The 18400-nt window shown below is 57.0% G+C and carries 17 protein-coding genes; 7 read left to right on the top strand and 10 right to left on the bottom strand.

Annotated elements, in window-relative coordinates:
* Window positions 1-579: a FixH family protein gene (locus H3L93_RS07465; RefSeq protein ID WP_003794619.1), complete on the top strand. Its 579-nt coding sequence runs from the start codon at window positions 1-3 to the stop codon at window positions 577-579.
* Between the two features lie 452 nt (window positions 580-1031).
* Here the strand turns inward: H3L93_RS07465 and pepN are convergent, their stop codons facing one another.
* The gene (gene pepN / locus H3L93_RS07460) at window positions 1032-3740 is read right to left on the bottom strand and encodes an aminopeptidase N (RefSeq protein WP_003794625.1); all 2709 of its coding nucleotides are present in this window, start codon (window positions 3738-3740) and stop codon (window positions 1032-1034) included.
* A 130-nt stretch (window positions 3741-3870) separates the two neighbouring features.
* Window positions 3871-4722 carry a PHP domain-containing protein gene (locus H3L93_RS07455; RefSeq protein ID WP_003794626.1) on the bottom strand — a complete coding sequence of 284 codons (852 nt, stop codon included), beginning with the start codon at window positions 4720-4722 and terminating at the stop codon, window positions 3871-3873.
* Between the two features lie 196 nt (window positions 4723-4918).
* On the opposite strand from H3L93_RS07455, the gene H3L93_RS07450 reads away from it, so the two are divergent.
* Window positions 4919-5221 (top strand): hypothetical protein, encoded by a 303-nt coding sequence (locus tag H3L93_RS07450; RefSeq protein ID WP_003794628.1) that lies wholly within the window; start codon window positions 4919-4921, stop codon window positions 5219-5221.
* A 153-nt stretch (window positions 5222-5374) separates the two neighbouring features.
* Here the strand turns inward: H3L93_RS07450 and H3L93_RS07445 are convergent, their stop codons facing one another.
* From H3L93_RS07445 to H3L93_RS07430, 5 genes are all read right to left on the bottom strand, one after another.
* A complete protein-coding gene (locus H3L93_RS07445; RefSeq protein ID WP_003794630.1) occupies window positions 5375-5566 on the bottom strand; it encodes a hypothetical protein in 192 nt (63 codons plus the stop codon).
* A gap of 42 nt (window positions 5567-5608) precedes the next feature.
* Window positions 5609-5731: a hypothetical protein gene (locus tag H3L93_RS13345; RefSeq protein WP_003794632.1), complete on the bottom strand. Its 123-nt coding sequence runs from the start codon at window positions 5729-5731 to the stop codon at window positions 5609-5611.
* Entirely contained in the window at window positions 5712-6929 is a 1218-nt protein-coding gene (locus tag H3L93_RS07440; RefSeq protein WP_003794634.1) for a sugar transporter, read from the bottom strand. Before H3L93_RS07440 ends, H3L93_RS13345 begins: the two co-directional genes overlap by 20 nt.
* Before the next feature lie 533 nt (window positions 6930-7462).
* Window positions 7463-8485 (bottom strand): 2Fe-2S iron-sulfur cluster-binding protein, encoded by a 1023-nt coding sequence (locus H3L93_RS07435; RefSeq protein WP_003794637.1) that lies wholly within the window; start codon window positions 8483-8485, stop codon window positions 7463-7465.
* Between the two features lie 413 nt (window positions 8486-8898).
* Window positions 8899-9843, bottom strand: coding sequence for a dihydroorotate oxidase (locus H3L93_RS07430; RefSeq protein ID WP_040558365.1), 945 nt, complete (start codon window positions 9841-9843; stop codon window positions 8899-8901).
* 200 nt (window positions 9844-10043) lie between these two features.
* On the opposite strand from H3L93_RS07430, the gene yccS reads away from it, so the two are divergent.
* Entirely contained in the window at window positions 10044-12266 is a 2223-nt protein-coding gene (gene yccS / locus H3L93_RS07425) for a YccS family putative transporter (protein WP_003794645.1), read from the top strand.
* Here the strand turns inward: yccS and H3L93_RS07420 are convergent.
* The gene (locus H3L93_RS07420) at window positions 12254-12424 is read right to left on the bottom strand and encodes a hypothetical protein (RefSeq protein ID WP_155802995.1); all 171 of its coding nucleotides are present in this window, start codon (window positions 12422-12424) and stop codon (window positions 12254-12256) included. The genes yccS and H3L93_RS07420 overlap by 13 nt on opposite strands.
* A gap of 121 nt (window positions 12425-12545) precedes the next feature.
* Between H3L93_RS07420 and H3L93_RS07415 the strand changes: the two genes are divergently transcribed.
* The 4 genes from H3L93_RS07415 (at window position 12546) to H3L93_RS07400 (ending at window position 16535) form a co-directional block, all read left to right on the top strand.
* Window positions 12546-12914 (top strand): hypothetical protein, encoded by a 369-nt coding sequence (locus H3L93_RS07415; protein ID WP_003794647.1) that lies wholly within the window; start codon window positions 12546-12548, stop codon window positions 12912-12914.
* A gap of 334 nt (window positions 12915-13248) precedes the next feature.
* Window positions 13249-13617 carry a TIGR02328 family protein gene (locus tag H3L93_RS07410; protein WP_040558369.1) on the top strand — a complete coding sequence of 123 codons (369 nt, stop codon included), beginning with the start codon at window positions 13249-13251 and terminating at the stop codon, window positions 13615-13617.
* 244 nt (window positions 13618-13861) lie between these two features.
* Window positions 13862-14776: a bestrophin family protein gene (locus H3L93_RS07405; RefSeq protein ID WP_003794650.1), complete on the top strand. Its 915-nt coding sequence runs from the start codon at window positions 13862-13864 to the stop codon at window positions 14774-14776.
* A 130-nt stretch (window positions 14777-14906) separates the two neighbouring features.
* A complete protein-coding gene (locus H3L93_RS07400) occupies window positions 14907-16535 on the top strand; it encodes a malolactic enzyme (protein WP_003794652.1) in 1629 nt (542 codons plus the stop codon).
* A 287-nt stretch (window positions 16536-16822) separates the two neighbouring features.
* On the opposite strand, the gene H3L93_RS07395 is transcribed toward H3L93_RS07400, so the two are convergent.
* Together H3L93_RS07395 and H3L93_RS07390 are read right to left on the bottom strand one after the other, a co-directional pair.
* Entirely contained in the window at window positions 16823-17578 is a 756-nt protein-coding gene (locus H3L93_RS07395; protein ID WP_003794653.1) for a hypothetical protein, read from the bottom strand.
* A gap of 68 nt (window positions 17579-17646) precedes the next feature.
* Window positions 17647-18339, bottom strand: a complete 693-nt coding sequence (locus tag H3L93_RS07390; RefSeq protein ID WP_003794657.1) for a phospholipase D family protein — start codon at window positions 18337-18339, stop codon at window positions 17647-17649.
* Window positions 18340-18400: the final 61 nt, after the last annotated feature.

The following is an 18400-nucleotide window of genomic DNA, read 5'->3' as shown; positions in this document are numbered from 1 at the left end:
ATGACCGGTCCACAGCAAACCATCACGCCGCAGCCCACCAAACCCGCCCCGTGGTACAAACACCGCTGGCCGTGGATACTGATGAGCGGGCCTGCCGCCGTGGTGGTGGCGGGGTTTTACACGTTTTACCTTGCCAAAACGCACGCCGACGAAATGGTAACCGACGATTACTACAAAGAAGGCAAATACATCAATATGCAGATTGAGCGCGATGAAGCCGCCGCCCAACGCCGCATCCAAGCGCAAGTGTTGTTTAACCACGATGGCACCGCCGCCAAAATCTTTATCAGCGGCGATTTTGACAAAAACGTGCCCATGCAACTGTTGCTGCTGCACCCCGCCAAAAAAGCCTACGACCAAACTGTGCCGCTCAAAGCCAGCAACGCGCCGCCATCGGGCGATAAAACCGAATACACCGCCGCGTTCAACGCCTTGCCGCCCGCCGTGCATTGGTATTTGCGGCTGGAAGACACGCAAGGCAAATGGCGCGTGGAAAGCAAATGGGAGCCGAAAGCGGGCAATGCCACCATGCTGATGCCGAAGTTTGATGAGATGAGCGCGAGCGGGGCGGGGCGGTAATTTGCTGATTAGAGGCAGCCTGAAAACGTGCGGTTCAACACGTTTCAGGCTGCTCATTCATTGCAACAGGCAGCCTGAAAATGCTTAGCCAGCGCACGGCTTGCCAGCAAGCCGTAGAAAGCGCGGATACAGTTTTCAGGCTGCCTCAGCATCCCGCCCGCGTTGAGGCAGCCTGAAAAGCAAAATAGAACGGCAGTGGCTCGTCGCTAACGGCTTATTAAACATCGCATCACGGGTTCGTCAAAATATCGGCGAGCCGCCGACGCTCCATCAGTTGCCGTTTTGCAAAGATTTCCGCCCGACAAACCAAACCGTTTGGTGTTAAGCCAAACGGTTTTTATTGGGCGGATAAGGTTTCAGGCTGCCTTTGCAAAAGCGATTAGGCAGCCTGAAAATGAGCGAAGCGAGTTTCAGCAAAGCTAAAACGTGCAGTTCAACATGTTTCTGGCTGTCTAGCCCAAAATTTTCTCCACAATTTCGCGCACGTCTTTGGACAAACTTTCCATCGCGGCGAGTTTGGTCAGTTCGTTGCGCATCAGGTTTTGGCGGTGCGGTTCCAAGCGTTTGAGCAAATTGAACGCGCGCGCCAGCCCTGCGGCGATTTGCGGATTGAAGGCGTTGATTTCGCAGATTTTTTGCGCAACAAAGGCGTAGCCCGAGCCATCGGCGGCGTGAAAATACGGGGTGTTGCGGGCAAATGTGCCGATGAGGGCGCGCACTTTGTTGGGGTTGGTGAGGGCAAATTGCGGGTGGTGCAGGGCGGCTTGCACTTGGGCGAGGGTGTCGCTGCGGCGGCTGGATGCAATCAGGCTGAAATATTTGTCCATCACTAGGGGTTGGTCGGCGAATTTGGCGGCGAAGCGGGCGAGCAGTTGGTTGCGTTTGTCGTCGGGGTTGTGGTTGATGGCGGAGAGGATGCCCCATTCGTGGGTCATGTTTTTGCGTGCCATTTCGTCGTAGTGTTCAAACACTTGCTCTATGGTGGCTTGTTCGTCGTAGCGGCAGATGAGGTTGAAGCTGGCGTATTGCAGGGCGCGTTGAGCGGCATCTTCGGGGGTGTATTCGTACACGGCGATTTGTTTGCCGCGTTTGTCGGCTTGCTCGGCTTCGCGGGCGTTGAGCGCGGCGGCAAGCAGCTCGCCGTGCAGGCTGTGGGCGAGCGCGTCCAGCAGGGCTTCGCGGGCGGCGGTGGTTTGCACGGGGTTGATGTGTTCGCGCTCGCTCCATAGCTCGCTTTCGGCGGGGACTTTGAGCAGCAGGGCTTTGAAGGCTGGGTCTAGCGCGGCATCGCTGATGGCTTGGCGCAGGGCGTTGATGAGGGCGACGGGCTGGGCGGGCGGCGTGCCGTGCGCCAGCGCGGCTTCGTTGGCGGCGATGGCGCGGCGGTATAGGGTTTGCGCGGCTTCCCAGCGGGCGTAGGGGTCGGTGTCGTGGGCAAGCAGCAGGGCGAGTTGGGCGTCGGTGTAGTCAAAATTGAGGTGCACGGGGGCGGAGAAGCCGCGCAGCAGCGAGGGGGTGATGCTTTGGGCGGGCGTTTCAGGCTGCAACACGAAGGTTTGCTCGGCTTGGGTGAGGATAAGCACGGTTTCAGGCTGCCCTTGTGTGCCCGCTGTGTTGAGGCAGCCTGAAACGTTGGTTTGACTACTTTCAGGCTGCCTAAACGCTACTTGCTCGCCGTGTTCGTTAAATAGGGCGGTTTTGACGGGTATCATCATCGGCTGTTTGGCGTGGGCGGGCATATCGGGGGTGTCGGGCAGGGTTTGCTTGATGTGCAAAACGTAGTCGCCGTTGGCTTTCAGGCTGCCTGAAACGTCGAGCGTGGGCGTGCCGGCTTGGCTGTACCACAGGGCAAATTGGTCTAGGTCCACGCCGTTGGCATCCGCCATTGCGGCGCGAAAATCGTCGCAGGTAACGGCTTGCCCGTCGTGGCGTTCAAAATAGAGCTTCATGCCGCGCTGGAAGCCCGCTTCGCCCAACAGGGTGTGATACATGCGCACCACTTCCGCGCCTTTTTCATACACGGTGGCGGTGTAAAAATTGTTCATTTCCACATAGCTGGCGGGGCGCACGGGATGCGCCATCGGGCTGGCATCTTCGGCAAACTGAAATTGGCGCAGGGTTTGCACGTTTTCTATGCGGCGCACGGCTCTGCTGGCTCGGTCACCCGAAAATTCTTGGTCGCGGAACACGGTTAAGCCTTCTTTGAGCGAGAGCTGAAACCAGTCACGGCAGGTTACGCGGTTGCCTGTCCAGTTGTGGAAGTATTCGTGTCCAATCACGCTTTCTACGCCTTCAAAATCGGCATCGGTGGCGGTGTGCGCATCCGCCAGCACATATTTGGTGTTGAAGATGTTTAAGCCTTTGTTTTCCATTGCGCCCATGTTGAAATCGCCCACGGCAACGACCATAAACACGTCTAAATCGTATTCCAAGCCAAAGCGGGTTTCGTCCCAGCGCATCGCGTGTTTGAGCGATTGCATGGCGTGGGCGACTTTGCCCGCATCTTCGGCGCGGGTGTAGAACTGGATGGCGACTTCGCGCCCGCTTTGGGTGGTGAAGCTGCTGCGGTTGACGGCTAAATCGCCCGCCACCAGCGCGAATAAATAGGATGGCTTGGCAAAGGGGTCGTGCCACACGGCGTAGTGTTGCCCGTTTTTCAGGCTGCCTGAATCCACCAGATTGCCGTTGGACAGCAACACGGGGTATTGCGCGGCATCGGCGATGATTTTGGTGGTAAACACCGCCATGTTGTCGGGGCGGTCTAGGTAATAAGTCATGGTGCGAAAGCCTTCGGGCTCGCATTGGGTGTAGAGATTGCCGCCTGAGGCGTATAAGCCGTTGAGGGTTTGGTTGGCTTCGGGGTTGATTTGGGTGGTGATGTGAAGCACAAACGGCTCGGCTGGTACGCGGTGGAGCGTGAGATTTTCGGCGGTTTGGGTGTAGGCGGTTTCAGGCTGCCTTTCGCCGTTGAGCGATAGGGCGAGCAGGGTGGCGTTGCCGTCGAGCGTGAGGCTTTGCGGGGCGTTGGGCTGGGGGATGACGTGCAACTCGGCTTCTACGGTGGTGGCGGTGGGGGAGAGGGTGAAGGTGAGTTTGACTTGGGGGATGCGGTGGGCGAGGGGGCGGTAGTCGGTGAGGTGTTTGACGGTTTGGGTGGACATGGTGAGGCTTTCTGTGGGGGATGTTGAATGGAAAAGGGGATTATAGGGGATTGGGCGGCGGGCTGAATGGGTTTTCAGGCTGCCTTTGGCGTTGCGCGGTTACCCGTTTTAGCTTCACAACGCCGCTTCGCTACGCAGGCTGCCGAAACGGCTGTTTGAAGTGTTCCCAAACGGGTTGGCAGATGCCGGGCAATTCGGGGCAAGCGCCCAGCACGCCGCCGCTGTAATCGTGCGGGCGGTGGAAATCGCTGCCTGCGCTGGCGAGCAAGCTGTGGCGGGCGGCGGCTTGGGCGTAGTTGAGGCGGTCGTTCGGGCTGCATGAGCCGCTGTGCACTTCCATGCCTTGCCCGCCGAGGGCGCGAAATTCGTCAAACAGATTGCGCCGTGCGGTGGCGGAAAGGTCGTAGCGCATGGGGTGGGCAATCACGGCGATGCCGCCTGCTGCTTGGATGGCGGCGATAACAGCGGGGAGTTCTGCCCATTGGTGGCGCACGGACGCGCGTTTGCCGTCGCCCAAATAGCGGGTGAAGGCTTGTTGTTTGGTGCGGGCGTGTCCTTGTTGCACCAGCCAGTCGGCGATGTGGGTGCGCGAGACCATTGCGGGGTTGGCGGCAAGGGCGAGCGCGCCTTCGGCTGCGCCTGCGATGCCGTGTTTGGCGAGTTTGGCGGCGATTTGGTGCAGGCGTGCTATGCGCCCTTGGCGCACTTGGGCGAGCAGGGTTTGCAGGCGGCTGTTGTGTTCGTCAAAGTCTAGCGCGACGATGTGGATGGTGCGGTGCCGCCATGTTACCGAGATTTCCGCGCCGTTGATAAACTGGATGCGGTGGCGGGCGGCTTCGGCGCGGGCTTCGGCAAGCCCGCCTGTGTGGTCGTGGTCGGTGAGGGCGAGCAGGCGGCAGCCGTTTTGTGCGGCGGCTTGCACCAGTTGCGTAGGCGTGAGTGCGCCGTCGGAGATGGTGGAATGGGTGTGGAGGTCTATCATTTTGCATACTCGGTTTCAGGCTGCCGTAATCGTTTTTACATTGTCAATCAAGCTATTACTCTTTACAGCAGGGATAAGGTTCTTTATGATGGCGCGGCTGGGTTTTTGAGAAATATTCTTAACAAGCGGTGTTTTTCGGAGATTTGGCAAGGTTTTTATAACAACTGATTTTTAACGATTAAATGGAGTGTGAGAAATGAAAAAAGTATCTTTAACCGCTGTTGTGTTGGCTTTGGCAACGGCTTCAGCTTGGGCGCACGAGGGGCATGAGCATGGCGGGCATCATTTGAACAATTTGCCTGCCAGCTGCGAGGCGTATTTTAAACGCGCGGATGCGTGTTTTGCCAAGGCGGGCGAGTCGCCTTCTTCGTTTCATGCCACCAACACGATGGTTTTGAAGCATTCGCTGCACGATGCTACGCAGAAACAGCGCGAGGAAATGTGCGTTTACGCGGATAAGCATTTTGGCGATATTGCGCGGAAGTTGAAGTGTGAGTGAGCGATTGCGGTAAACGGTAAACCAAGCTGCCCCGGATGGGCGGCTTTTTTGTTTTGCGCTGATTTTTGTTGGGCAGCCTGAAAGCCAATCTATCCGGTAAAAAAGCGTTTGGTAGCACGCGAAACGGTTTGCTTTTTTCAGGCTGCCTTTGGGCTATTTTTTCATTTTGGGGCGAAACGAGCGCTTGGCGTCAAAGCCTTTGCCGGCGATTTTGATGCGGTCGGGCAGCTGCTTGGGCGCGGGCAAATCGGCGCGGGCGCGGCGGTCAAAAATCAAAATCGGGTCTACGCCGTATTTGGCGACGTTGAAATCGTAGAAATCTTTAAATTTGCTGATGATTTTCATAGGGTTGTTCCGTTTCAGGCTGCCTTTGGGGTATCGGCATCATTATTTGAGGCAGCCTGAAAATAATTGGGGCGGGGCGGCAAGCGTTTTTTTGGCGACGAGCCGTCGCCGCTCCATTAGGGCGTTGGTTTGATTGGACTGCGTTTCAGGCTGCCTTTGGCGCATCCGTATCGCTATCGCTATCCGAGGCAGCCTGAAACCGCTTCTGCGTCCACACAAACAGCGCGAGTGCACACGCCGCCAACGCCGCGCCCACCCAGCCCACGCTTGCTAGCCCCAGCGCGGGCGCGCGCATCACCATGCCGCCGAGCAACGCGCCGCCGCCGATGCCCACGTTGTAGCAGGCGGAGTAGATGGAATTGGCGACATCGGCGGCATCGGGCGCATAGCGCATCACATGACCAATCATGCTCAAACTCACGCAGGCGATGCCGATGCCCCACGCGAAAATCAGCGCAAACAGTGCGGCGGGGTGGTGCCCCAGCGGTTTGAGCAGCAGCAGCGACAGCAGCACGATTGCGCCCGAGACAAGCAGCGTGGGGTTGGGATGGCGCGGATAAAAGCGGGCAAACAGCATGCTCGCCACCATGCCCGACACGCCGAACAACAGCAGCACCCAAGTGGTCATTTGCTCCGAAAGCTGCGTGATGGTGAGCGCGTAGGGTTCAATGTAGCTGTATGCGGTGAAATGCGCGGTTGCCATCATGATGGTGAGCGCGTATAAGCCGAGCAGGTGCGGACGTTTCGCCAGCAGCGGCAGGCTCTCGAGCGAGCCTGAATTTTTGCTTTCCAGCCGCGGCAGGATTTTCATCAGCAGAACCATCACGCCGACGGCAAGCACGCCAATCAGGGCAAAGGTGGTGCGCCAGCCCAACGCCTGCCCAATGATGCGCCCCAGCGGCAGCCCCAACACGGTTGCCATCGCCGAGCCCAGCGACATCCAGCCGAGGGCTTGCTGGCGTTTGCCGCGCGGGGCAACGCGCATCACCAGCACGGCGGTAATCGACCAAAACAGCGCGTGGGTGAGCGCAATCATCACGCGCGATAGCAGCAGCACGGGGAAACTCCACGCGGCAACCGACAGCGCGTGCCCCGCGATAAATACGGTGAACAAGCCCAACAGCAGCTTGCGCCGTTCCATTGGGGCAAACAGCAGCATCAGCGGCAGCGAGGAAAGCGAGACTATCCATGCGTACACGGTAATCATCATGCCTGTGTCGGCGGCGGATTGGTTGAAGCCTTTGCCGATGTCGGTGAGCATGGCAACGGGGATGAACTCGGTGGTATTGACGACAAAGGCGGCGATGGCAAAGGCGAGTACGCGCAGGTAGGCGATGTGGGTGGCGGATTTTTTGGTGAGCATGGTGGGGGGTGGGGGGGATGTTTTTAGGTGAGGGGGATTTTTGTGAAATGGTGGGGGCAGCCTGAAAAATGGGTTGGGGCTTTGTGGTTAGCTTTGAGTGTAGCTTTAACCATGCGTCTTGTGCCGACGGGGCACTTACTTTTCTTTGCTTCGCCAAAGAACAGCAAGCAAAAGAAAGGCGACCCCGACGTGCAGGTTTGGCTACGCCAAACTTCCCGAAGGCTGCATCCTTTTTTCGGCGCGTGCGAACTAGCCGCACTTCGTGCGTCGTCGGACAAGCACACGCTTTTTCCCGAAAAAAGAATGCTCCGTTCGGCTGAACGTAGGGGAGAGGGGTGGCAGTAGTAAGCAGATGCGATGGGTTAGGCAGCCTGAAATTCAATCTATCCAGTAAAAAATCGCTTGGCAGAACACCAAACGGTTTTGCATTTTCAGGCTGCCTACAATTTTTGCAAACGCCAAAGGCAGCCTGCGTAGCGAAGCGGAGTTGCGAAGCTAAAATAAGTTAGCCGAAACAGCATGGGCAACCCTTTTCAGCCTGCCTCAACCGTTCTGGCTACATACGGCGTAAACGCATCGCTGTAAAACGCGGTTTCGGGCAGACCGCGCTGTTCAACAAACGCCTGCTTGCTGCCGCGAATCATGTCCATTGAGCCGCAGGCGTAAACCTCGTAGCCCGACAAATCGGCGTAATCCTGCAAAACGTGTTCCGTGATGTAGCCGCGCGCGCCTTGCCAAGCATCGTCGGCGCGGGATAGCACGGGGGTGTAACGTGCGTTGGGCAGCTGATACAGCAATTCGCGCAGGGCGGCTTCGTCATACAAACCAGCGGCATCGCGCGCGCCGTGGTAGAGGTGCACGCTGCGGCTGGGCTGGGTGTCGCGCAGGTGGTGCAGCAGCGATTTAATCGGCGCAAAGCCTGTGCCCGTGGCAATAAAAATCAAAGGTTTATCGCTGTTTTCGTTGAGCGTAAACGCGCCCAGCGGCGCACGCACGCGCAGCACGTCGCCCACTTTCAGGCTGCCTGAAAACAGCGCGGGCGAAAACACGCCGCCCTCGCGCAGACGCACATGAAACTCCATCACGCCGTTGTCGCTGGGCGCGTTGGCAAGCGAATAGCTGCGCACCGTGCCTTTATACAAAATATCGGCATATTGCCCCGCGTAAAATTTAAACGGCGGCGATTTGGGCAACACCAGCCGCAGCAGCGCCATTTTGCCGCGCACATCAATATGCGCCACCCGCGCGGGCATGGTGCGCGGGGCAATGGCTTTCGCGCCCTCGTAGGCGGGCAAATCCAGCACCACATCGCCTTGCGCGTGGCAGGCGCACAGCAGCACCATGCCCGCCGCCGCGTCTTCATCGGTGAGCGCGCAGTCGTCATACTCGCCCATTTGCACTTCGCCCGACACCACTTGGGCAACGCACGTTCCGCACATACCGCTTTGGCAGGCGTTGGGCAGGTTGTAACCTTGGCGCAACGCGGCTTCTAGGATGGTTTCATCGGCTTGGGTTTCAAATTGGGTTTGGCTGGGGGTGAGGGTGATTCGGGACATGGCGGGCGATAACGGGGCGGTTAATGGGTTGAATGAAAAGGCGCGATTTTAACACGCGGCGGGGGGTTAGGCAGCCTGAAAACCTTTGCCAAACCTGTAACCCATGGAGCGTCGGCGACGAGCCGTTGCCGTTCCATTGTGGTTTCAGGCTGCCTTTGCGCATTCACATCAAGGTAGCCTGAAAACGCTAAACAGGGTGGGGACAAATGGCTTGCCCATCAAAATATAGTGTGCGAACCATGGTGGGCAAACGAGTTGTCCACCCTACGGCTTGCCGGCAAGCCGTGCGCTGGCTAAAAATACGCAGGCAGCCTGAAATGAAAATACCGTTTCAGGCTGCCTTTGCCCCACGCGCATCAAGGCAGCCTGAAAACCACAAATCCGTTTTCAGGCTGCCTCACCCCATCCCCGCATCAATCCAAGGTTTTCAACTTGCCTTTAAAATCGTCAATTTTGCGGTAGCCTTTGCCCGCCATAATATTGCGCAGCTCGCGGGTTAGGCGCTCAAACACCGCCACGCCTTCCTGATGCAGCGCCGTGCCCACCTGCACCATATCCGCGCCGCACAAAATATGCTCAAACACGTCCACGCCGCTTTGCACGCCGCCTGTACCGATGATTTGGATTTCGGGTTTCAGCCGCTGGCGGAAGGCAAACACGTTTGCCAGCGCGGTGGGCTTCAAATACGCGCCACCGATGCCGCCCAAGCCGTGTTTGGGCTTAATCAGCACCGTTTCGCTGTGCGGGTTCACCAGCAAGCCGTTGCCGATGCTGTTTACCGAATTGACATACGCCAGCGGATAGCGGTTCAAAATCGCCGCCATTTGGTCAAAATGCACCAAATCAAAATACGGCGGCAGCTTCACGCCCAAAGGCAGGCGCGTGAATTGGGCGAACACGGTGTCCAGCACGTGCGCCACGGTTTCAAAGTCGTAGCCCGTTTGCGGTTTGCCGACCACGTTGGGGCAGGATAAGTTCAGCTCGATGATGCCATTAAAATCAGACTGATAAATCTGGTTTAGCAGCGCAACATCGTCTTCCGCGCTAAACCCCGAAATGGATACGAAATAGGTTTTTTCAGGCTGCTCTTGCTGCGCTTGCGAAACGTAGCTCAAATAATAGGACAGTCCGAAATTGGGCAGACCCATGGAATTGATGCTGCCCCAAGCGGTGTCGCGGTAGCGCGGCTCGGGGTTGCCCTCGCGCGGCGACACGGTGGCGGATTTGGTAACGAAGCTGGCGGCGGATGAATTTTGCATCGCGTCCAAATCGGCGCGGGTGTAGTCGCACACACCTGCGGCGTTCATGATGCAGTTGGCAAAAGCGCGCCCTGCGATTTGGGTGGCGGTGTTGGGGATCATATGGCTTCCTTTGCATAAAAATTTGATTTTAAAGGAAACGATGGTTTTCAGGCTGCCTATGTTTGCCTGCCATGTTTTAAATCAAATAGAGGCAGCCTGAAACGGGGGAGTTGCATTTTCAGGCTGCCTACTCGTGTTATTTAGCGTTAAAATGCTTACCTTTTTTAACACGCTTTCTATTCGTCTCCATTCCCGCCATGAAAACCCCTGCCATTAACACCAAAATTATCAACACCCTGCCCGTGTTAATCAGCGCGAGCCTGTGCGCCTATTTTGTATGGCGGTTTAACAAGGAACAATATTTCGCCGCGCTGATTCTCGGCATCATCGCAGGCGGCTTGGTGGATTTGGATAACGGGCTCACAGGCAAGTTTAAAAACGTGATGTTTGCCGTGATAGCGTTTGCCATTAGCTCCCTTTCGGTGCAGTTCACGTTTAACAACCCCATCGCCCTGCCCATCGCGTTCACCGCCATTGCGTTTGTGTTCACCCTATTGGGCGCAGCGGGTACGCGCTATCGCACCGTATCCTTTGGCACGCTTGCCGTTGCCATCTACACCACGCTCACCCACGACCCGCACGCCGCGCCCTATCTCAACACGCTGCTCATCATCATCGGCACGCTGCTTTACACGCTGTTTACCCTGCTCGCGCATCTTGTGTTCCCCCATCGCCCCGTGCAAGAAAACATCGCCCAAGCCTACGATGCCCTTGCCGATTACCTGAACAGCAAAGCCAGCTTTTTTGACCCCGATGAAATCGGCGAACACGACCAACAGCAAATCCAGCTAGCCATGACCAACAGCCGTGTTATCAGCAGCTTCAACCTTTGCCGCAACGCGCTGTTTTACCGTATGCGCGGGCAGCACCGCCATCCGCGCACCGCCAAAATGCTGCGCTATTACTTTATCGCCCAAGACATCCACGAGCGGATGTCCGCCAGCCATATGCACTACCAAACCTTCACGCAGCAAATGAGCCACACCGACCTAATCTACCGCATTCAACGGCTCATCCGCCTGCAAGCCCAAGCCTGCCAACAATTTGCCCAAAACCTGCGCCGCAACACCGAATACACCGACTTCCCCAAACTCGCCCGCGCCACCCAAGGTGCGATTCAATCGCTGGATTACTACGCCGCGCACGATACGGGCAACGGCGCATCGCCATACAGCGTGCAACGCCTGCTAGACAACCTTTCCCGCATCAGCCAGCAATTCGCCCAACTCGGCAACCCCGATGTGCGCGACCTTACCACCTCCACCGAGCAAACCCGCATTCAAGCGTTGGACAACAACAATTTCAAAACCGCATGGCAAATTTTTAAACAACAGCTCACACCGCAATCGCCCGTTTTCCGCCATTCCGTGCGCATGGCGGTGATTGCCTGCGTGTGCTGCATTGTGGTGCACCTTATCAACAGCCAGCATCTAAACGACAACGATTTAAGCCTCGGTTATTGGATATTGCTTACCGCCGTGTTCGTGTGCCAGCCCAACTATTCCGCCACCAAAAGCCGCCTGCTGCACCGCATTATCGGCACACTCGGCGGTGTGCTTGTTGGCTCAATTTTGCCCGTGTTCGCGCTCACGCTGGTGGACAAGCTCGCCATCGCGGTGATTTTTGTGAGCCTGTTTTTCTACTCGCGCACCAACAAATACAGCTATTCCATCTTTTTCATCACCATCCAAGCCATGATGAACTTTGCCATTATGGGCTTTGACGTGGCAGGCTTTTTTGTGCCGCGCATCATCGACACCATTCTCGGCGCGTTGATTTCAGGCGTTGCCGTGTATTGCCTGTGGCCCGATTGGAAATACATCTCGCTGGAAAAAACCAGCACCGAAGCCATCCAAAGCAACGCGGGCTACCTCACCGCCGTGTTGGACGAGCTGCAACACGGCATCCGCGAAGACATCGCCTACCGCGCCGCCCGCCGCACCAGCCACGACAAAGCCGCCGCGCTGTCGAGCGTGTTATCCGATATGTCCAGCGAAGCCGATAAACACCGCGACAAGCTGGAAGACGGCTTTATGCTGCTGAAAATCAACTATTCCCTGATTAGCTACATTTCCGCACTGGGCGCCTACCGCGACAAAATCCAAACCGACAGCGAAGCCACACAGCAATTTCTCGCCGCGTTCTACCCCGCCGCCAACCAAATCGCCCAAATCCTGCAAAATATCGCCGAGAGCAGCGAAAGCCAATTTCAGGCTGCCTTAAACACGCTGGACAACCAACTGGCGCAGTTGCAAGCCGCCGCCGAATGCGACAGCCACGCCACTCAAGCCCAAGTGCTCACCCGCCAGCTGAACATGATGCGCGAGCTGCTGCCCGAATGCCACACTGCGCTGCATCGCCAGTTAGAGCGCGCGCAAAGGCACACGCCGCAGCCGCCGGTTAGCATTCAGGCAGCCTGAAACGAAATGGAGCGGCGACGGCTCGTCGCCAAAAAGCGCGGCGAACAATACGGCATAGCTTGGCAATAGAAGGGCGGATAGCTTTTCAGGCTGCCTATAAGCCTTGCCCAAAGGCAGCCTGAAAATGAAACGTCGGCGGCTCGCCGACACCCTGCCAACCCGCACAGCCTCATTGAATGAAATGCACCATAGGCTTAGGCTTTCCCAAAAGGCAGCCTGAAAACCACACAACCCCCCGCGTGCCACACTAAACCCATCCCCACCCCCAAAGGAATCCCCATGTACATCCCACAAAAAATCAAAACCCTAATCTGGCTCGTTCTCATCGCCATCGCCCTGTTTGGCGCGTACCAAATCCCCGCCGTGCGCACCCTTGTGAACCGCACCGCCGCCAAGCAAGGCATAGATATCGACAAAAACTCGCCCGAAGCGCAAATCCGCCGCCTCAAAGGCAGTTACGACGACCGCGACGACAGCGAAGTGGTCAAAGAAAACATAGACCGCAAAGTGCAACAATTCCGCGACTACGGCAAAGAACTCACGCCCAACGCCAGCAGCACGCCCAGCAACAGCCGCGTGCGCATCAAAGACGGCAGCTATTCCGACCAAACCGACCAACGCCGCTACGGCAAAAGCAGCCGTCATTGATTAGGCTTGGCGCAAAGCACGCAAACACGTTTTCAGGCTGCCTTAACGTGTGCAAACTAAGGCAGCCTGAAATCCATTTCCCACCCCACAAACCACCATGATTATCCGCAAAAAAACCAACACCCTCGCCCTACTGTTCGCATGAGGCGGCACCATCTTCCCCAAAGTCCTGCCCGCCATGCTGCTGTCGAGCGTGTCGCTCTTGCTGGGCAGCGCCGTCAAAGCCAACCTTGGCTGTTCAACGGCTGAAACGACAGGCAACCTGCATATTTCGATGTGCAGGCTGCTTTTCCATTACCCAAAAGCAGCCTGCACTTTTTACGGAGACTCCATCATGCGCCTATGGCATCAAACCCTTATCCCCCAACTCCCACGTGCCCAACTGCTCGGCCAACACCGAGAATGCGCCGCCCTGCGCGGTAACGGCTGGGGCCGGCCGCACGCCACCGTGAACTACGTCTTCACCCACAGCCCCTATCTGCTTTATGCCTATCACGTCCTCATCATGGACGAAATGCAGCGGCGCGGCTACCGGCCTGATCCCGCATGGCACGATAAAAACCATCGCGGCAACACTTGCCCGCCATATGCCGATTTGGCGGAAGAACCTATCGGCAGCCCGATTTATGCCGAACACGATGATGATTACCTTGCCGAATGCTTGGCAAATCTGCGCAGTAAAGGTATTGAAGTGCAAGGATAGGCAATGAATGGCGACCAATTCAGATCCTGCATCCCGTCCCGTCTGCTGATGGCATCAGAATCGACCTGTTCGGCTGCCGGAGAAAGCGCGTAGGGTGTGCAGCCTCGCTGCGCACGCCGTTTGATTTGATACCGTTATCCCAAAGGCAGCCTGAAACCCAAAACAGCACATCAGCAGCTCACAATTTAATTTTCAGGCTGCCTCAATAAAACCAAAACCCATCCCCCACACTTTACAAACCACCATGATTATCCGCAAAAAAACCAACACCCTCGCCCTCCTATTCGCATGGCGCGGCACCATCTTCCCCAAAGTTTTGCCCGCCATGCTGCTGCTGTCGAGCGTGTCGCTCTTGCTGGGCATCGGCGCGCACAACCATTGGTTTCACCTGCCCACCCCGCCCGTAGTCGGCTTCACCATCTTCGGCATCGTCCTCTCCCTATTTCTCGGCTTTCGCAACAACGCCAGCTACGACCGCTGGTGGGAAGGGCGCAAACTCTGGGGGCAACTCATCGCCACCCAACGCCACCTTATCCGCGAAAGCCAAATCCTGCCCAACGCCCGCCGCGAGCTCATCCTGCGCCAAGTCATCGTGTTCACCCACCTGCTGCGCGACCGCCTGCGCTACCAAACCGCCCACCCCGAGCTGTTTCTGGAATACGGGCAAATGCAAGCCGACCAAATCGAAGCCTTCGCCACCCACATCAACCCGCCGCAATACGCGCTGGAACACATCCAATACGACCTTATCCAAGCCCACCGCCAACACGAAATCAGCGACATCACCTACACCCATCTCTCCGCCCATCTCAACACCCTCGGCATGATACAAGCAGGGTGCGACCGCATCGCCAGCACCCCCGTGCCCTTTGCCTACTCCGTGCTGCTGCACCGCGCCATTCACAGCTTCTGCATCATGCTCCCCTTTGGGCTAGAAGCCGCGCTCGGGCTGTGGACACCGCTGATGGTGGCATGGCTGGTGTATATGTTCCTTGGGCTGGATATGCTCAGCGCCCAGCTGGAAGACCCGTTCGGCCGGCAAGACAACAACCTGCCGCTCGATTCGCTGGTGCGCCTCGTGGAGCGCGAAATTCTGACCGCGCTCAACGTCGCCCAAGTGCCGCCCGCTCTGCAACCGCACAACGGGCATTTGACCTAAGCCAGCAAAGCCAAAGGCAGCCTGAAAACGGGTTTATACGTTTTCAGGCTGCCTTAACATTCCCCCGCTCCGCCCCGCGCTATAATCCCCGCGCCAATCGGCAATCCAACCACCACGCAAGGAGCGTCCCATGAAATCCGCCTACGAAATCCTCAACAACCCCTTTCTCAACAAAGGCACCGCTTTTACCCACGAAGAACGCCAACGCCTCGGGCTAACAGGTTTGCTGCCCCACGCCGTGCAAACCATAGACCAGCAATCGCAACAAGCCTATGCGCACTACAACCAAAAGCCCACGCTGCTGGAAAAACGCCAATTCCTGATGGAAATTTTCAACACCAATCGCACCCTGTTCTACCACCTATTCGGGCAACACATCGTAGAAATGATGCCGATTGTGTACGACCCCGTTATCGCCCAAAGCATTGAACAATATAGCGAATTGTTTGTGAACCCGCAAAACGCCGTTTACCTGTCGCCCGACAACCAAGCCGACATCGCCGATATTCTCACCCGCGCCGCAGACGGGCGCAAAATCCGCCTCATCGTCGCCACTGATGCCGAAGGCATCTTAGGCATCGGCGATTGGGGCTGCAACGGCGTAGACATCGCCGTCGGCAAACTTATGGTCTATACCGCCGCCGCAGGCATCCCGCCCGAAAGCGTGCTGCCCGTAGTACTAGATGTCGGCACCGACCGCCAAGCCCTGCTGGATAATCCGCTCTATCTGGGCAACCGCCAAAAACGCCTGCGCGGCGAAGCGTATTACCAATTTGTCGATGCCTTTGTGAACGCCGCCGAGCGCGTGTTCCACCAACCCTATTTGCATTGGGAAGACTTCGGGCGCAGCAACGCCGCCAACGTGCTGCACACCTACCAAGACCGCATCGCCACCTTCAACGACGACATCCAAGGCACAGGCATCATCACCCTCGCAGGCATACTCGGCGCACTTGCCATCAGCAAAGAAAAACTTGCCGACCAAACCTATGTATGCTTTGGCGCAGGCACGGCAGGCTGCGGCATCGCCCACCGCGTCTATACCGAAATGCTGCACCAAGGGCTGCCTGAAAACGAAGCCCGCGCCCGCTTCTATCTGGTGGACAAACAAGGCTTGCTGTTTGACGACATGAACGACCTTACCCCCGAGCAACGCCCCTTCGCCCGCCGCCGCAGCGAATTTGCCAACGCCGCCGAGCTCACCAACCTCACCGCCGTGGTCAAAACCATCAAGCCCACTATCTTGGTCGGTACCTCCACCCGCCCCAACACCTTCACCCAAGAAATCATAGAAACCATGACCGCGCACACCGCGCGCCCCATCATCTTCCCATTGAGCAACCCCACCAAGCTCGCCGAAGCCGCCGCCGCCAACCTCATCGCATGGTCGCAAGGCAAAGCCCTTGTGGCAACGGGCATTCCCGCCGACCCCGTGTTCTTCAACGGCGTGCACTACACCATCGGGCAAGCCAACAACGCGCTCATCTACCCCGGTTTGGGCTTGGGCGTACTCGCCGCCAATGCACGGCGCGTGAGCGATGAAATGATTTCCCGCGCCGCCCATTCACTCAGCGGCTTGGTGAACCCCGATGTTGCCGGCGCGGCGGTACTGCCTCCTGTTGCGCAATTAACCGAGTTTTCGCAAACCGTGGCGCGTGCCGTGGCGCAATGCGCGTTGGAGCAAGGGCTGAACCGCGAACCCGTTGCCAATATTGGCGCGGCGATTGATGCGATTCGCTGGACGGCGGAATATCGCTAATCGCGCTTAATGCTTGATTAAAATAAAAAATAAGATAGGGCGGCAATGTTCGCCGTGTACGAATCGTACATAAAATGCGTTTCAGGCTGCCCTTAGCGTGTTCTAGGGCAGCCTGAAATTTAAATAATGGAGCGGCAACGATTGATTGCCAGATGGTGTGCCCGACAGGGTTTTGCGGGGTGGCAACATCGGCGGGCCGCCGAAATGCCATCGGTTGCCGATTTTGCATAGATTTCAGGCTGCCTTGGCGATTGCTGGGGCAGCCTGAAATGCTGTGCAAACAAAAATTAGGGCGCGCCGGTATTGCTTGCGGCTTCGCTGGCGGCGGGAGAGGTGCATTGCGCCAAATCGGTGCAGTAAAACGGGTAGGTGCCTGACAGGGCTTGGCGATAGACGGTGATGGTTTCGGGCGCGCCGCAGCCGTCGGCGAAAATCACCAGCTGGGGCAGGTCGGCGCGGTGTTCGGGGTTGGTCCAGATATGGAAGGCGAAGGGCTGGTAATCGCTGGGCTTGGGCGATTTTTGCGCGCACAAGGTGGGTTTGATTTCTTCGGGGCGGCGGGTATCGTTGGGCGGGGGGAAGCCTGCGGGCAGGGCGTATTGATTGCTGTCGCCGCCGAGGTTGTAGCGTTTGCCGCTGCTTTTGGCTATTTGGATTTCGTCGGTGTGGTTGTAGGTGAAGTCGTTGGGGCTGGGCGGCAGGCGTTTGATGTAGAGCGCGGTTTGGGTTTGGTCGTAGGCGAGCATTGCTTCAAACTGCGCGTCGCGCTGTTCTTCGCTTTGGTTGCGGTAGTCAAACACTTTCAAGCCCCACGCGGCTTCCAGCTCGGCGGCGGAGAGGTCAAACAGGCAGCTGCTGCCCAGTTCGCCGCGGATTTGCTGCAATAGCTCGTCGGCGGTTTGCACGGTTTTCAGGCTGCCGCAAGGTTTGTGGGCGGGGGCGGTGCTGCTGGCGATGGCGGTGGAGGCAGCGTTGGGGGCGTGGGATTGGGGGTGGCAGGCGGTGAGGGTGGCTAGGGTGAGGAGGGTGAAGGGTGTTTTCATGTGGTGGTGTGAGTGAGGTGGTTTTCAGGCTGCCTTTGGGGGATAATGGGGAGGCAGCCTGAAAAGGATTATAGAGTTAAATCTTCTGGATAAACAATGAAATAACCAAACTTGCCTTTTTTAACGATGCCGCCTACGGTTTTGCCTTTTTCGGTGAGGTGATAGGACTTGCCTTGTAGCTCTTGCAAGCCTGCGGCGCAGAGGCGTTTGTTGCATTCGGCGGTATCTATACCCCATTTTTCGGCAAGTTTGGCGGCGGTTAGGTGGTTGTATTGCTTGTCGCTGCTTTCTTCGGCAAATTCTTCGGTTTTTTCTACCACATCCAATGAAATTTTGACTTCTTCACTGATGCGGATGATGCGTTGCGCTTCGTCGTAGGCTTCTTTGTAAGTGGTGGCATCATCGCGGCGGATGAGCAAAATGCCCATTTCGTTGTTGTTGATTTGGCTGAACTCGTAGAGGTTAAGGCTGGTAATGATGCACGCCCCTTCGCTGATGTAGCATTTGGCGTGCAAATTGGCGCAGTAGCTGGTACGAACGTAATCAAGAGTTTTCAACCAGTTGGCTTCGGCAGGCTGTAATTCGCTTTTGCCGTACACAATCCGTATGTCAATTTTCATGCGGTTTTTGTCTTCCAACAGTTCTTTGATACGGTCGCTGAATTTGAGATAAGGGCTAATTAACCACAGGCGTTCTTTGGCTTGCTTGATTAACTCTTCTAAATAATAGGATGTGGCGCTGGTATTGAGAAATTTGGGCATTTGGCGTTCCTTTGTTTAATAAAGTGAGGCAGCCTGAAAACGAGCGAAGCTCAAACAAAAA

Source organism: Kingella oralis, assembly GCF_014054985.1.
In the GTDB taxonomy this organism is placed as follows: Bacteria; Pseudomonadota; Gammaproteobacteria; order Burkholderiales; family Neisseriaceae; genus Kingella_B; species Kingella_B oralis.
The sequence above is the reverse complement of the archived record's forward strand: the minus strand, read 5'-3'. Positions and strand labels throughout refer to the sequence as shown.